Origin of the sequence: Mycoplana sp. MJR14 (genome assembly GCF_029210525.1) — a bacterium.
Taxonomy (GTDB): Bacteria; Pseudomonadota; Alphaproteobacteria; order Rhizobiales; family Rhizobiaceae; genus Mycoplana.
Window position 1 is genome coordinate 731,970 of the sequence record NZ_JARGEO010000002.1, and the last position, 14,929, is coordinate 746,898.

The following is a 14,929-nucleotide window of genomic DNA, read 5'->3' on the forward strand; positions in this document are numbered from 1 at the left end:
GGGCGCCGCCGGCGGCCCCCCTGCCCTGAATTTCCTGCTTGATAGATGGGCAGCGGTCATTTCAGTTCGATCGCGTGGTTGGTATAGAGATTTCCGGAAACGCGGACGCACGTGACGGAAGGTGGCAATGACCACTGTGACCACCTTTACCAGAGACGACCTTTTGCGAGCCTTGCGATGAGCGTCGTGCTCCTGACCGGCGCCACCGGCTTTATCGGGCGGCAGATCCACAAGGAACTGACGCGGAAGGGCCATCGGGTCCGCGTCGTGCTGCGCCCCGGCACAGCCGCCCGGCTGGCGGCGCCCGCAGCCGACATCATCGAAACCGACGATCTGTTCGCGCGCGATGCCGGATGGTGGGCGGAGGCCTGCGCCGGCGTCGACGCCGTCATCCACAGCGCATGGTACGTCGAACACGGACGCTACATCGACGCGCCGGAAAATGCCGCATGCGTCGCCGGCAGCTTCCAGCTTGCGCGCGGCGCGAGCGAGGCCGGCGTGCGGCACTTCATCGGCATCGGCACCTGCATGGAGTACCGCCTGCCCGGCGAGCGGCTGGCGGTCTCTTCCCCGCTCGAGCCTGCGAACTTCTATGCCGCCTGCAAGCTCTCCACCTTCCACATGCTCCGGGAATGGTTCGCCAGGCACGACACGCTGTTCTCCTGGTGCAGGGTGTTCTACCTGCACGGAGAGGGCGAGCATCCGCGGCGCCTTGCCGCCTACGTTCACGATCAGCTTGCAAGGGGCGAGACCGCGCGGCTGTCGGCCGGCACCCAACTCCGGGACTTTCTCGACGTGGCGGAAGCCGGCGCGATGATCGCCAGCCTCGTCGACACACGCCAGCCTGGCGCAATCAACATATGTTCAGGTCAGCCCGTAACGATCCGCGCGTTTGTCGAACGGATTGCAGATGCCTATGGCAGACGGGACCTCCTGGAGTTCGGCACCGCCCTACCCCATCCCTCCGACCCTGCCGCCGTCGTCGGCGTCTGCAATCTCGTCAAAGCGGCGGGACTGCCGGAGACGAATGATGAAAGCGCAGCTGAAGCCGAGAATCAATCTGGATGACCGGACCGCCCTCGAGACGGTGATCCCGCTCGAGACACCGTTCATCGTCTTCGTCGACCCGGCCAGTTCCTGCAACTTCAAATGCACCTTCTGCCCGACCGGCCATCGCGACATGATCGCCGAGACCGGCCGTTTCCAGGGGGCGATGAAGTACGAGGTGTTCCAGAAGGTCGTCGACGACCTCGGCGCCTTCGACAAGCCGATCAAGGTGCTGCGCATGTACAAGGACGGCGAGCCGCTCCTGAACAAGCGCTTCGCCGACATGGTCGCCTACGCCAAGCAGAGCGGCCATTGCGACTACATCGATTCCACCACGAACGGCACCTTCATCACGCCGGAGCGGATGGCGCCGATCATCGAGGCCGGGCTCGACAAGCTCAACATCTCCGTCGACGGCATGACGCGCGAGCAGTACCAGCGCTTCACCGGGTTCAACTTCGACTTCGACAAGTTCGTCGACAACGTGAAGTGGCTCTACGACAACAAGGGGCAGATGGAGATCTCCATCAAGATCCCCGGCGAGCTGATCACCGAGGCGCAGCGGCAGGAATTCTTCGACACGTTCGGCGACTATTGCGACCGCATCTTCATCGAGAACTTCGCCCCCTGCTGGCCGGAGTTCGACATCGAGAAGCATACCGGTGTGAAGATCACCGGCGGCATCTACCAGCAGGAGATCGGCGACACCGACACCTGCCCCTACATCTTCTACGGCTATTCGGTGAATGCCGACGGGCTCGTCAGTTCCTGCTTCCTCGACTGGGGTCGCAAGCTCGTCATCGGCGACGTGCGCCAGCAGTCGATGAAGGAGATCTGGAACTCCGACAAGATGAACGCGCTGCGCCTCCAGCATCTCGAAGGCCGGCGCCGCGAGAACGGCGTCTGCGGAAACTGCGGCCAGCTGAGCCACTGCCTGCCCGACAATATCGACGCCCACCGGCCGATGCTGCTCGACAAGTTCAAGGCGCATGTGGACATCAACCCCGCCATTCCGGCTCCGGGCGGCATCAAGACCCCCAGCGTGGTCGCCGCCGAATGAGAATCCTGCACGTCGCCGCGCATCTCGGCGGCGGCGTCGGGAAGGCGCATTCCAGCCTGGTTGCGGCCGATCCGTCCTTCGTCGAGCGCCACTACGTGCTGATGGAGGCCCCGCGCGACCCGCGCTATGCCGCGAGCATCGCCGCCTGTGGCGCGGCGATCACCATCGCGCCCACGCCCGAGGAGCTTGCGCGCCTCGCCGCCGAGGCGGACATCGTCCAGATCGAATGGTGGAACCACCCGCGCATCTACCAGTGCCTCTGCGAGACGGCCTGGCCCGTGATGCGCACGGTCGTCTGGTGCCACATCTCGGGGCTTGCCGCCCCGTTCGTGCCTGCGGGCCTGATGACGGCCGGCGACAGGTTCCTGTTCACGTCCTCCTGCTCGCTCGCCTCGCCCACGGTCGCAACGCTCAAGCCAGACGCGCGGCGCAGGCTCGGCGTCGTCAACAGCGGCTTCGGCTTCCTGCCGCGCCAGAAGCGGTCGAGCCGGCGCCGCAGGCCCGGTTCGGTCGGCTATCTCGGCACGGTCGACTTCTCCAAGATGAGCCGGGAGTTCTTCGATGTCGTCGACGCGGCGGCGGTCGACGGCGAGCCGGTCTCCGTCTGGGGTGCGGTCGATCCGGCCTCGGAGGTGATGCAGGCCGCGCGCGCCATGCGGCGGCCGGACAGCATCCGCTTCCGCGGCCACGCCGAGGATCCGGCAGCCGCGCTCGCCGACATCCAGATCCTGCTCTACCTGCTGCGCCGCGACCATTTCGGCACGGCCGAGAACGCGCTCGTCGAGGCGATGTCCTGCGGCTGCACGCCGATCGTCTTCGCAAACCCGGCGGAGGCCGCGATCGTCAGGGACGGCGAGACCGGCTTCGTGGTCGACGACGCGGGCGAAGCGGCCGACCGGCTGGCCTTCCTGCTCGCGCATCCCCAAGCGGCGGTCGCGATGGGAAGGAACGCGGCCGAGGATGTCGCGGCGACGCGCATGCCGACCTACAGCGCCGCCGCCTTCGCCCGGATCTACGGGGCGCTGATCGCGCGGGACAAGCGGCCGGTCGACTTTCTCGCCGCCCTCGGCACATCGGCGGCGGACTGGTATCTGGGAACCCGATCGGTCGACGGTTCGATGATGCCATCGGGCGAAATCGAACGCGGCGCCGCCGCCAAGGGCACGATCGATCACTTCTTTTCCTGCTATCCGCAGGACGAATCCCTGCAGCGCCTCGTCGGGGGCGGTCGCGCCGGCTGAGACGGAGCCCGGACCTGGCCATTGCGCTATCGCGCCGGGCCGCGCGGCGCTATCGTCGGGCCGATCGAAAACAATCCTGCCGCATCCTGCACGCCATGACCAAGCTCAAGCTCGAGACCTTCCTGCCCTATCGGCTCAACCGGATCAGTGCTGCGGTGTCGCGGGAATTCCGCTCCGTCTACGGGCCGGACTTCGACCTCACGGTGCCGGAATGGCGCGTGCTCGCCACGCTCGGCCAGTTCGAGGTGGCGACGGCCAAGGCGATCGGGGCGCATTCGGCCATGCACAAGACCAAGGTGAGCCGGGCGGTGAAGGCGCTGGAGGACCGGCGCTGGCTGCGGCGGCGGCAGAACGACGAAGACCGCCGCGAGGAACTGCTGCAGCTCACCGACCTCGGCCGCGGCATCTATCTCAAGATCGTGCCGAAGGCGGAGGCCTTCGAGAAGCGGCTGATCGCCTCGCTCGGCGACGACGCCGGCGCTTTCCTGCGCGGGCTGGCGATGATCGAGGCGCAGCGCTTCGACAGCGCCCTGCAGGACGGCCCGACCGAAGGCGACTTCGACGAGGGCAGCCAGGTCTAGCGCAGGCGCCGCCGGCGCGGCCCGACAGGATCCGTCACTACGGATCAGTCGCCGGGCGTCAGGCGGAGCAGGCGACCGGGGCTGTTGTCCTCGATGAGCCAGATCGCGCCGTCCGGCCCGACGGCGACGTCGCGGATGCGGTCGTCCATCTCCCAGCGGTCGGCCTCGTCGGCCCCGCCGCTGCCGTCGAAGGCGACGCGGATCAGCGCCATGGCGCCGAGCCCGCCGATCAGGGCCGAGCCCCGCCAGGCGGGGAACATCGCCCCGTCGTAGACCACCATGCCGGCAGGGGCGATCACCGGGTTCCAGTAGAGCGGGGGTGCGGCAAACTCCGGACGGGTCGCGTGCCGGGGAATGGGCGTGCCGCTGTAGTTGTCGCCGTTGGAGACGACCGGCCAGCCGTAGTTCTTCCCCGGCTCGATCAGGTTGAGCTCGTCGCCGCCGCGCGGGCCCATCTCGTGCAGCCAGAGCTTGCCGTCGGGCGCAAAGGCGAGGCCGTAGGGATTGCGGTGGCCCATCGTCCAGGTCTGGGCGCGCGCGCCGCCGGCAGTGGCCTGCGGGTTGTCGGCGGGTGTCGATCCGTCGAGGTTGAGCCGCAGCACCTTGCCGCGGGTGTCGTCCGAATCCTGCGCCGTCTGCGGCCGCATGCGGTCGCCGGAGGTGAGGAAGAGATGGGTGCCGTCGGGGTCGAAGGCGATGATGCCGCCGGGCTGGCCGCGCCCGCCGCCCGGCTGCTGCCGCCAGATCACGGCAAGGTCCTCCAGCGCCGCCGCCCCATCGCTCTCTGCCAATTTGGCGCGGGCGAGCGCGAGGCTGCCGCCGCCGGAGCCCGGCTCGACATAGGTCAGGTAGACGGTGCGGCTCTCGGCGAAGTCCGGCGCCGGCGCGATGTCCAGCAGACCGTTCTGGCCGGCGGCGACCACGTCGGGAACGTTTTCCACAGGCGTCTTCCCGCCTTCGCGGGTGACCAGGAAGATGGCGCCGGGCTTCTCCGTCACCAGCATGCGCCCGTCGGGGAGGAAGGCGATCGCCCAGGGGGTATCGAACGCCGCCACCGCCTCGACCGCGAAGGGCCTTTCCGCCGTTGCCGGGCGCTCGCCGGCATTGATGCTTTCCGCCCTTGCGGCCGTCGCAAAGGCGACAGCCGCAATCCCGAACGCGATCGAAAAGGTCCTGCCTGCCATCCGGTCGTTCCTGTCGCTGACATTGTCCTGCGTCGTACCCAATCACCCCGAACGCCGCGGCGCCAGCGCCGTTTCTTCACGTCTGCGTGTCCCCGCCGTGACGGCGGCTTTGCACGACATGCCGTCGTCGTCCAGCACGATGAGAATGTCGTAGACAGGCTCTACTGGTGGTGACACAAGCCCTAATATCCGCCTCCGGTATCAATCAGGGTCGCACGCAATGGCTGAATTTCCCACACACGCAAAGGTCGTCATCATCGGGCTCGGAGGCATCGTGGGCGCCTCGATCGCCCATCACCTGATCGAGCGCGGCTGGGACGACATCGTCGGTATCGACAAGTCGGGCATTCCGACCGACATCGGCTCGACGGCGCATGCGTCGGACTTCTGCTACACGACCAGCCACGACTATCTCTCAGTCTGGACGACCCAGTACTCGATCGATTTCTACGAGAAGATGGGCCACTACGCCCGCATCGGCGGCCTGGAAGTGGCGCGCACCGGCGACGACACCTGGATGGAGGAGATCAAGCGCAAGCTGACCTCGGCCAAGGCCTTCGGCACCCGCGCGCACTACGTCTCCCCCGCCGAGATCAAGAAGCTCTTCCCGCTGATCGAGGAGAACATGGTGCAGGGCGGCATGTTCGACCCCGACGCGGGCCTCGTCATCCCGCGCTCGCAGACGGTCGCCGGCAAGCTGGTCGACGCTGCCGAGAAGAGCGGCAAGCTGAAGATGTTCGGCAATACGCCGGCGAAGTCGCTGATCGTCGAGAAGGGCCGGATCAAGGGCGTCGTCACCCATCGCGGCACGATCATGGCCGATCACGTCATCGTCTGCGCCGGCATCTGGGGCCGGCTGATCGCCGAGATGGTCGGCGAGGACCTGCCGGTGATGCCGGTCGACCATCCGCTGACCTTCTTCGGCCCGTTCAACGAATTCGAAGGCACCGGCAAGGAGATCGGCTACCCGCTTCTGCGTGACCAGGGCAATTCGGCCTACATGCGCGACACCGGCGATCCGAACACCACCGAGGGCGGCCAGATCGAGTGGGGCTACTACGAGACCGACAATCCGCGCCTCTGCCATCCGCGAGACATCCTGGAAAAGGACCAGGCGCGGCTTTCGCCGTCGCAGCGGGACCTCGAGATGGAGCAGATCCTCGAACCGCTGGAACGCGCGATGGAACTGACGCCGATCCTCGGCGAACTCGGCTACAACGAGGGGCATTCCTTCAACGGCCTGCTGCAGGTCTCCGCCGCCGGCGGCCCCTCCTGCGGCGAGAGCCAGAAGGTCCGCGGTCTCTGGTACTGCGTGGCGATCTGGGTCAAGGACGCCCCCGGTTACGGCAAGCTGATCGCCGACTGGATGACCGACGGGCGCACCGAGATCGACCACAACTCGATCGACTATGCGCGCTTCTACCCGCACCAGCTGGAGGAGAAGTTCATCGAGGGGCGCACCTTCGAGGCGGCGCAGAAGATCTACTTCCCGGCCATCCATCCGCGCGAACCCTATGCCACCGGCCGCAACGTCAAGCGCTCGCCCTTCTACGAGCGCGAGAAGGAACTCGGCGGCTACTTCATGGAGCTCGGCGGCTGGGAGCGCGCGCACGGCTATGCCGCCAACGAGCACCTGCTGGAGAAGTACGGCGACCGCGTGCCGGTGCGCGAGAACGAATGGGACAACCGCCATTTCTGGCGCGTCTCCAACGCCGAGCACCTGGCGATGAGCGAGGATTGCGGCATCGTCAACCTCAGCCACTTCCACATGGTCGACATCGAGGGACCGGATCACGTCGAGCTGCTCGAATGGCTCTGCGCCGCCAAGATCGGCGGCGACGCCAACATCGGCAAGGGCATCTACACCCACTTCCTCGACGACGAGGGCATGGTGCGCGCCGACTTCACCGTCTTCCGCATGGCCGATCGCTGCCGGCTCGTCAACGGCGCCGACGCCGGCCCGCGCGACTTCCACTACATGAGGCGCGTGGCCGAGGATCGCGGCCTCGACGTCACCATCACCGACGTCTCCGAAAAGTTCGTCACCATCGGCATCTGGGGCCCGAACGCCCGCGCGACGCTGAAGAAGGCGGTCGCCGACCCGGCCGGGCTCGACCCGGAGAACTTCGCCTTTGCCGCGATCAAGCCGATCGAGATCGCCGGCAAGCCGGTCACCGCCTTCCGCATCTCCTATGTCGGCGAGCAGGGCTGGGAACTGCACATGAAGTACGAGGACGGCCTTGCCGTCTGGGATGCGCTGCGCGCCACCGGCGTGATGGCCTTCGGCGTCGAGACCTATGCGAACTCGCGGCGCATGGAAAAGAGCCTGCGCCTGCAGAACGCCGACCTTCTCACCCAGTACAACCTGATCGAGGCCGATCTCGCCCGCCCGAAGGTGAAGGACGCCGATTTCCGCGGCAAGGCCAAGCACCTGGAGTACAAGGCCCGCGAGCATCAGCCGGCGATGCTCTGCACGCTGGTGATGACGGAGAACACGGACGCGAAGGGCGTGAAGCGCTATCCGGTCGGCTCGATGCCGGTGCTCGACCCGGAGACCGGCAAGACGCTGGTCGACAGGCTCGGCCGCATCTCCTACACGACCTCGGTCGCCTACGGCCCGACGATCGGCAAGAACATCGCGCTCGCCTACCTGCCGCAGGAATACTGCCAGGTCGGCCGCAAGCTGAACGTAGAGTATTTCGCCGAGACCTATCCGGTCGAGGTGGTCGGCATCGGCTACAAGCCGCTCTACGACCCCGAGAACCTCAAGCCGCGCACCTGATCGCCGCAGCGCCCGGACCGGGTCCGGGCCACCGTCCGACTGTCACCGAAGCCCGCCACCGGCGGGCTTCTTGCCGAAGGGGCCTCCCCCTCGCCAGCGCGGCGCGTTTCCCAAGGGGACGCGGCTACGCCCACGCCCGCATCAGGCGGAAAGACATTCGCGCTCCGCCGGCGCCGTTTCCTGGACGAAATGGCCGGGAGAGACCTCGACATAGGCCCGCTTCGGCGGAACGTAGCCGTAAGGACGGACGGGGCTCTTGATCTCCTCGTCGAGCGGCGGCCGGAGCAGTCCGCGCCGCTTCGGGTCGGGCAGCGGCACCGCGGCGATGAGGCGGCGGGTATAGGGATGCTGCGGGTTGCCGAAGACGGCGGCGCGGGGTCCGATTTCGACGATCTCGCCGAGATACATCACCGCGACGCGGTGGCTGACGCGCTCGACCACCGCCATGTCGTGGGAGATGAACAGATAGGCGAGGCCCCGCTTCTCCTGCAGGTCGAGCAGCAGGTTGGAGACCTGCGCCTTGACCGAGACGTCGAGCGCGGAGACCGCCTCGTCCGCCACGATCAGCTGCGGCTCGAGCGCGAGCGCGCGGGCGATGGAGATGCGCTGGCGCTGGCCGCCGGAAAACTCGTGCGGGTAGCGGTCGGCCATCGCCGGCGAGAGACCGACCTGCTCCAGCAGCTCGGCCACGCGCTCCCTCGCCTCGCGCTTGCCCATCAGCCCGTGCGACAGCATCGGCTCGGCGATCGCGGAGCCGATCGCAATGCGCGGGTTCAGCGAGGCGAAGGGATCCTGGAAGATCATCTGCGAGGTGCGGCGCATGCGCCTCAGCGCCGTCGTCCCCGCCCTCGTGACATCCTCGCCACCGATGACGATCGAACCGGCGGTCGGCTCGATCAGCCGGATGATGGCTCGCCCGGTGGTCGACTTGCCGCAGCCGGATTCGCCGACGAGCGCCAGCGTCTCCCCCGGGCGCAGATCGAAGGACACGTCCTCGACGGCATGCACGCGGCCGTTCGGCAGGTCGAAGCGGACGGTGAGGCCGTCGACCTTCAGGATCGGCGCGACGTCGGTCGCGACCGGCTTCATCTCGCGGCCGGCGGCCGCCTCGCCGGTGTCCGGATCGATCTCGGGGAAGCGCCGCGGCGCCCTGGCCTCGCCCATGGTTCCGAGCCTGGGGATCGAGGCGAGCAGCGATTTCGTGTAGGGCGCCCGCGGCGCCTCGAAGATGTCCCCGGTGGCGCCGGCCTCGATCATGTCGCCGCGGAACATCACCACCGTCCGGTCGGCGACCTCGGCCACCACGCCCATGTCGTGGGTGATGAACAGCACGCCCATGTTCTCTTCGCGCTGCAGTTCACGGATCAGATGCAGGATCTCCGCCTGGATCGTCACGTCGAGGGCCGTCGTCGGCTCGTCGGCGATCAGAAGCTTCGGCCGGCAGGCGAGCGCCATGGCGATCATGACGCGCTGGCGCATGCCGCCGGAGAACTTGTGCGGATATTCGTTGAGCCGGGTCTTCGCTGCCGGAATGCGGACCCGCTCCATCAGCCGCAGCGCTTCCGCCTCGGCGGCCTTCCACGAGAGATCCTGGTGGAGGACGAGGGCTTCGGCAATCTGGTTGCCGATGGTGAAGACCGGGTTCAGCGAGGTCATCGGCTCCTGGAAGATCATGCCGATCGCGCCGCCGCGCACCGCGCGCATCTCGGCTTCGGAGGCCTTCAGGAGATCGCGGCCTTCGAGCAGGATGCGCCCTTCGCAGCGCGCCTTGCCGGGCGGCAGCAGACGCATGGTGGACAGGGCGGTGACGCTCTTGCCCGAGCCGGATTCGCCGACGATCGCGACCGTCTCGCCGGCGTGCACCGCAAGGCTGATGTCGCGGATCACGGCGCGCCAGCCGTCGGGCGTCCGGAAGGAGGTCGTGAGGTTTTCGATGGACAGCACCGGCTGGCCCGCAGAGGCGATTTCACGCATGGTCAGCTTTCCTTCGCAAGCCGCGGATCGACGAGATCCCGCAGGCCATCGCCGAGCAGTTGCAGCGACAAGACCGAGAAGACGATGGCAAGGCCGGGGAAGACCATCAGCCAGGGCGCGTTGTTCATGTATTCCCGCCCCGACGCCAGCATGGTGCCCCAGGTCGGCATGTCGGTGGAAACGCCGACGCCGAGGAACGACAGGCTGGCCTCCGCCAGCATCGCCGATGCGAACACGAACGTCGCCTGCACCAGAATGGGTGAGGCAAGGTTGAGCAGCACGTGGCGCAGCAGGATCTGCCATGTCGGCAGGCCCATGGCGACCGCCGCCTCGATATAGGGCAACTCGCGCAGGACCAGCGTCGAGCCGCGCACGATGCGGGCCAGGCGCGGGGCATAGGTGATGCCGAGCGCGAGGATGACGGTTGCAAGCGACGGTCCGAGGGCTGCGACCAGCGCGATCGCGAGCAGGATGTCGGGAAAGGACATCATCGCATCGAGCAGGCGGGAGATCGGCGCGTCGAGCCGGCGGAAGAACCCAGCGGCCACGCCCAGGAGCACGCCGAGGACGGTGGAGATGCACACGACCCCGAGGCTGACGAGAAGCGAGATGCGGCCGGCGAAGATCGCCCGGGAGAAGATGTCGCGGCCGAACTCATCCGTGCCGAAGACATGGACCAGCGACGGCCCTTTGAGCTTGTTGACGATCGACAGCTTGTTGGGCGCATAGGGGGCGACCCACGGCGCGAGCAGCGCGGCAAGCACCACGACCAGCAGGATGACGGCCCCGAACAGGATGGCGCGGTTGCCGAACAGGCGGCGCAGGCCTGCGGCGAACGGGCGAGCGGCGGAGGCGGTCGTCATAGGCGCACCCTCGGATCGACGAGAATGTAGAGCATGTCCACGGCGAAGTTGATGAGCACGTAGATCGCCGCGACGACCAGCAGCGCGCCCTGGATGACGGGATAGTCGCGGCGCAGCACCGCGGAGACGACGAGGTTGCCGATGCCCGGCAGGCCGAACACCGTCTCGGTGACGACCGCGCCGGCGACCAGCATGGCGATGGAGAGGCCGATGACGGTGATGATCGGGATCATTGCATTCTTCAGCGCGTGCTTGAGGATGACCCGGCGCTCGCTCGCGCCCTTGGCGCGGGCGGTGCGAACGTAGTCGTCGCCGAGAACGTCCAGCATGGCGGCGCGCGTGAAGCGGGTGATCAGCGCCGAGTTGACGATCCCGAGCGCGATCGCCGGCAGGACGAGGTGATGCAGCCGCACGAGGAAGGGCGTATCCGGGCCGCCATAGCCCGACGCCGGAAACCAGCCCTGGCCGACGGCGAGGACCTGGATCAGCAAGAGGCCGAGCCAAAAGCTGGGGACGCTCGCCGCCACCATGGTCAGGGTGACGACGATCTGGTCGAACAGCGTGCCGCGGCGGACGGCGGAGAGGATGCCGACCGGCAGCGCGATCGAGACCGCGATCAGGATGGAGAACAGGGTCAGGAAGAAGGTCGGCTCGGCGCGGGCTGCCAGTGCCTGGGCGACCGGCTGGTTGAGGAAGATCGACTGGCCGAGATCGCCCTTCAGCAGGCCCAGCACGAACTGGACGTACTGGACGAGAAGCGGCGCATCGAGGCCCATCTTCGCGCGCAGGTCGGCGATGTCCTGGGGCGTGGCATCCGCCCCAAGCATGACGGCGGCCGGATCGCCCGGCGTCACCCGGACGATGACGAAAACGACCGTCACCACGATGGCGAGCACGATCAGCATGCCGCCAAGCCGGTTCAAGAGTGTCCGGGCGATCCTTGCCATGGTTGAGAGCCTCAGTTCTTCGGGGTGACGTTCCAGAAATGCGGCCAGTAGGTCGGCGTATAGCCGCCGATGGAGCCCGCCACGCCGGCGACCGCATTGAAGTTGCCGACCTTGAACAGCGGCGCATCGTCATAGATCGCCGCCTGGATCGCTTCCCAGGCCTTCAGCTTGTCGTCGTCGCTGGCGGCTTCCATGTAGGCGGCGACGACCTTGGCCTTCTGGTCGGAGACGTACCAGCCCGGATAGGTGTCGGTGATCGTGTTGATCGTCGTCGGGTCGCCGGGGAAATTGGAATGGGTGATGAAGATGTCCCATTCCTTCGGGTCGGCACGGCGGGTGGTCAGCGTCGCCCAGTCGACCACCTGCAGGTCGACCTTGAAGCCGGCGGCCTCGAGATAGGCCTTGGCGACCTCGCCGATCTTGTAGTGGAACTCGTACTGGCGGCTGGTCATCAGGCGGATCGGGGTGCCGTCGTAGCCGGCGGCCTCGAGGAGTGCCGCGGCCGCCTCCGGATCGCCTTCGCCGTAGCGGGCCACGCCGGCCTCGGTGTGCCAGAAGGAGCCGGTCGGGAAGATCGACGCATCGACGCTGAAGAAGCGGTCGTCGGAGAAGGCGGCCAGCATCATGTCGGAGGGGTTGAGCGCTGCCTGAACCGCCTGGCGGAGTTCCTTCTTCGTCAGCACCCCTTCCTTCATGTTCATGTTGAGCGAGGCCCAGCCGGCGTTCTCGAAGATCACAGGCTTGGCGGTGCCGCTCGCCTCGACGCGCTCATAGGCGCTGACGGGCAGCGCGTCCGCATAGTCGAACTGGCCGGAAATCAGGCCCTCGACGCGGGTGTTCGCATCCGGCACCGGCACGAAGCGGACTTCCTTAGCGATCGCCTCGCGCTTGCCGGCATAGTTGCTCGGCTCGCCTTCGGGCGACTTGTAGCCGTCGAAGCGGACGAGCTGGGTATACTGGTCGGGCTTGCGCTCCTTCAGGGCGTAGGGGCCGGTGCCGACGAATTCGGTGAGGGTGTCGGCCACCTTTTCCGACGGCAGGATGATCGAGGCCTGCGACAGGGTCGCCAGCAGCGGCGCGTAGCGGGACTTCAGCTTGATGACGACGGCATGGGCGCCATCCTCGGCGAGGCTCTCGACGATCGTCGCAACCTGCTTGCCCTTGGAGTTGACCGCCATCCAGCGGGTCAGCGAGGCGACCACGTCCTTGGCGTCGAAGGCGCTGCCGTCGTGGAACGTCACGCCTTCGCGCAGCGGAATGCGATAGGTGAGCCCGTCCTCGGAGACGTCCGGCATCGCGGCCGCCAGCAGCGGCACCGACTTCCACTGGGCGTCATAGGTGTAGAGCGTCTCGAAGATGTGCTGGTCGATCATCAGCACGATGTCGGTGGGCGTCTGCATGGCATCCAGCGTCGGCGGCTCGCCGATGGTGGCAACCGTCAGGATGCCTTCGGAGGCCGCCTGCGCGGGCACGAGCCCGGTGGAAGCGGCCAGGGCGGAGGCCAAGGTCGCGATGAGAAAAGTCTTCTTCATGAGGTTCCCCTTTCTTTCACTAGGATGCGTGCGTTTCGCGCACACCGGTTTGTCGCAACTGCTCGAGGCTTCGGGCCGGCACGGAGGCCGGGCCCGGGTCAGCTTTCCAGCCCCAGCGGATCGGCGACGCGCGGCCACAATTCGAGGCTCGCCTTTCGGTAGGGCGTCGTTGCCGGGTCCGTCGGGTAGGAGGTCGGCGCGGCGATGTAGACGATCTCGGAGGCGATCGGCTGGAACCCCGCGTGAAAGTGGTTGGTCGACTTCACGAGCAGCATGCGCTTGGCGGAAAAATCGATGCCCAGGTTGGAAAAGATGTCCGGCTCGTAGGTCTGGGTGCGGCTGGTGATCAGCACGATGTCGGTTTCGGTCCCGAGCGGGCGGACGACCGCGGCACTGCCGAGCGTGACGCGGCTGTTGCGGAAGCTCTGCCAGCCGCTGTCCACGACGCGCTCCACCCGGACCCGCAGGTCGAGCGGTTCGCCGCCCTGCGGGCCGGACTTGCCGCCGATGCGCAGGTCGAGCTCCGCCCCCTCGCCTGCCGCATGGCAGAAGGAAACGGCAACGGGATCCCAGATCGTCGCCACGGCGATGTCGTCGAGGCCGCGCTCCATCATCCGGCGCAGGACATGGGTGGCATCGCCCGCCACGCCGCCGCCCGGATTGTCCCAGACATCGGCGATCACCACCGGCTTGTCCGGGCAGGTAGCGCGCAGTTCGAGCGCGCGGTCGAGCCCGGCCTCGGTATCGAGCATCGGCATCGCCGTCTGCCGGCGCATGCCGTAGAGCTCGCGGCCCAGCGCGCTAGCGAGCGCGTCACCCTTCTCCCGGGCGTCGTCGGTGACGACGACGATGCGGGTGCCCATGTCGGGCACGTCGCCCGCCATGAAGCCGTGGATGACCGAGATCGAGACGATGCCGTCCTTGCCTTCCATCGCCTTCAGGCGATCGACGAAGGAGCGCATCGGCTCGCGGCTGGTCGGATAGATCGTGATCATCCGGCAGTCGAAGGTGGAGATCACCGGCTTGAGCTTGCCGCTCAGCGTCCTCAGCGCCAGCTCGACGACGTGTTCGCCGCGCTGCTCGAAGTCCGTGTGCGGGAACTCCAGGAAGGCGGCCAGGATGTCGAGATTGGCGACGCGGAGCGCCGTCAGGTGGCTGTGCGGATCGAACTCGGCGGCGACGAGGACATCGGGTCCGACGATCGCGCGGACCCGCGAGAGGAAATCGCCTTCCGGGTCGTCGTAGCCCTGCGCCACCATGGCGCCATGCAGGCCGAGGACGACGCCGTCGACCGGCAGGGCGGCCTGCAGCTCGCCCAGGATCCGGTCCCGCAGCATCTCGTAGGTCCGGCGCTGGATCAGGCCGGCGGGCTCGGCCCAGCACGACGTGCCCTCGATGACGGTGAAGCCCTCCGCCCGCCCGCGGCGGCGCAGGATCGGCACGACGGACGAACAGAGCGTCGGCGTGTCGGGGTGCTCGCCGGGTCCCGCATAGAACGCCGCCTTGAACGCGTGCATGTCGGTCGGGACGGGAGAGAACGTGTTGGTTTCGGTCGCCAGCGAGGCGGTGAATATGCGCATCAGAAATCCCAAATCTGTCCCGGCCGATGGCCGCGTCGTCTGCGGCGCCCATGCCGATCGGCAAGGCCCGCCGCCATTTCATTTGCGACCGGCGTACCCGGAGGGCGCACTTCGACCCGGCGCGCGCTGCCCCAGAGA

11 protein-coding genes are annotated in these 14,929 nt (G+C 67.4%); 5 read left to right on the forward strand and 6 right to left on the reverse strand.

Annotation, left to right across the window (positions count from 1 at the left end; genetic code table 11):
* Nucleotides 1-177 precede the first annotated feature (177 nt).
* The 4 genes from P0086_RS07725 (at nt 178) to P0086_RS07740 (ending at nt 3,929) form a co-directional block, all read left to right on the forward strand.
* Nucleotides 178-1,068 carry an NAD(P)-dependent oxidoreductase gene (locus P0086_RS07725; protein ID WP_275784240.1) on the forward strand — a complete coding sequence of 297 codons (891 nt, stop codon included), beginning with the start codon at nt 178-180 and terminating at the stop codon, nt 1,066-1,068.
* Complete coding sequence (locus P0086_RS07730) at nt 1,031-2,107, forward strand: radical SAM protein (RefSeq protein WP_275784242.1); 1,077 nt, start codon at nt 1,031-1,033, stop codon at nt 2,105-2,107. Before P0086_RS07725 ends, P0086_RS07730 begins: the two co-directional genes overlap by 38 nt.
* Nucleotides 2,104-3,348, forward strand: coding sequence for a glycosyltransferase (locus tag P0086_RS07735; RefSeq protein WP_275784245.1), 1,245 nt, complete (start codon nt 2,104-2,106; stop codon nt 3,346-3,348). The genes P0086_RS07730 and P0086_RS07735 overlap by 4 nt, the downstream gene beginning before the upstream one ends.
* A gap of 95 nt (nt 3,349-3,443) precedes the next feature.
* On the forward strand, nt 3,444-3,929 hold the full coding sequence (locus P0086_RS07740; protein WP_112610200.1) for a MarR family transcriptional regulator: 486 nt from the start codon (nt 3,444-3,446) through the stop codon (nt 3,927-3,929).
* Between the two features lie 44 nt (nt 3,930-3,973).
* Here the strand turns inward: P0086_RS07740 and P0086_RS07745 are convergent, their stop codons facing one another.
* Nucleotides 3,974-5,113: a PQQ-dependent sugar dehydrogenase gene (locus tag P0086_RS07745; protein WP_275784249.1), complete on the reverse strand. Its 1,140-nt coding sequence runs from the start codon at nt 5,111-5,113 to the stop codon at nt 3,974-3,976.
* Nucleotides 5,114-5,333: 220 nt separating this feature from the next.
* Here P0086_RS07745 and P0086_RS07750 point away from each other — a divergent pair, with 220 nt between their 5' ends.
* Complete coding sequence (locus tag P0086_RS07750; RefSeq protein ID WP_112597916.1) at nt 5,334-7,895, forward strand: FAD-dependent oxidoreductase; 2,562 nt, start codon at nt 5,334-5,336, stop codon at nt 7,893-7,895.
* Nucleotides 7,896-8,036: 141 nt separating this feature from the next.
* On the opposite strand, the gene P0086_RS07755 is transcribed toward P0086_RS07750, so the two are convergent.
* The 5 genes from P0086_RS07755 to P0086_RS07775 all read right to left on the reverse strand — a co-directional run bounded on the left by P0086_RS07755 (nt 8,037) and on the right by P0086_RS07775 (nt 14,791).
* Complete coding sequence (locus tag P0086_RS07755) at nt 8,037-9,869, reverse strand: ABC transporter ATP-binding protein (protein ID WP_275784252.1); 1,833 nt, start codon at nt 9,867-9,869, stop codon at nt 8,037-8,039.
* 2 nt (nt 9,870-9,871) lie between these two features.
* The gene (locus P0086_RS07760) at nt 9,872-10,732 is read right to left on the reverse strand and encodes an ABC transporter permease (protein ID WP_275784255.1); all 861 of its coding nucleotides are present in this window, start codon (nt 10,730-10,732) and stop codon (nt 9,872-9,874) included.
* Nucleotides 10,729-11,670, reverse strand: coding sequence for an ABC transporter permease (locus tag P0086_RS07765; RefSeq protein ID WP_112598040.1), 942 nt, complete (start codon nt 11,668-11,670; stop codon nt 10,729-10,731). Before P0086_RS07765 ends, P0086_RS07760 begins: the two co-directional genes overlap by 4 nt.
* Nucleotides 11,671-11,690: 20 nt before the next feature.
* Nucleotides 11,691-13,211, reverse strand: coding sequence for an ABC transporter substrate-binding protein (locus tag P0086_RS07770; protein WP_275784258.1), 1,521 nt, complete (start codon nt 13,209-13,211; stop codon nt 11,691-11,693).
* 98 nt (nt 13,212-13,309) lie between these two features.
* Nucleotides 13,310-14,791 (reverse strand): M81 family metallopeptidase, encoded by a 1,482-nt coding sequence (locus P0086_RS07775; protein WP_275784260.1) that lies wholly within the window; start codon nt 14,789-14,791, stop codon nt 13,310-13,312.
* Nucleotides 14,792-14,929 lie beyond the last annotated feature (138 nt).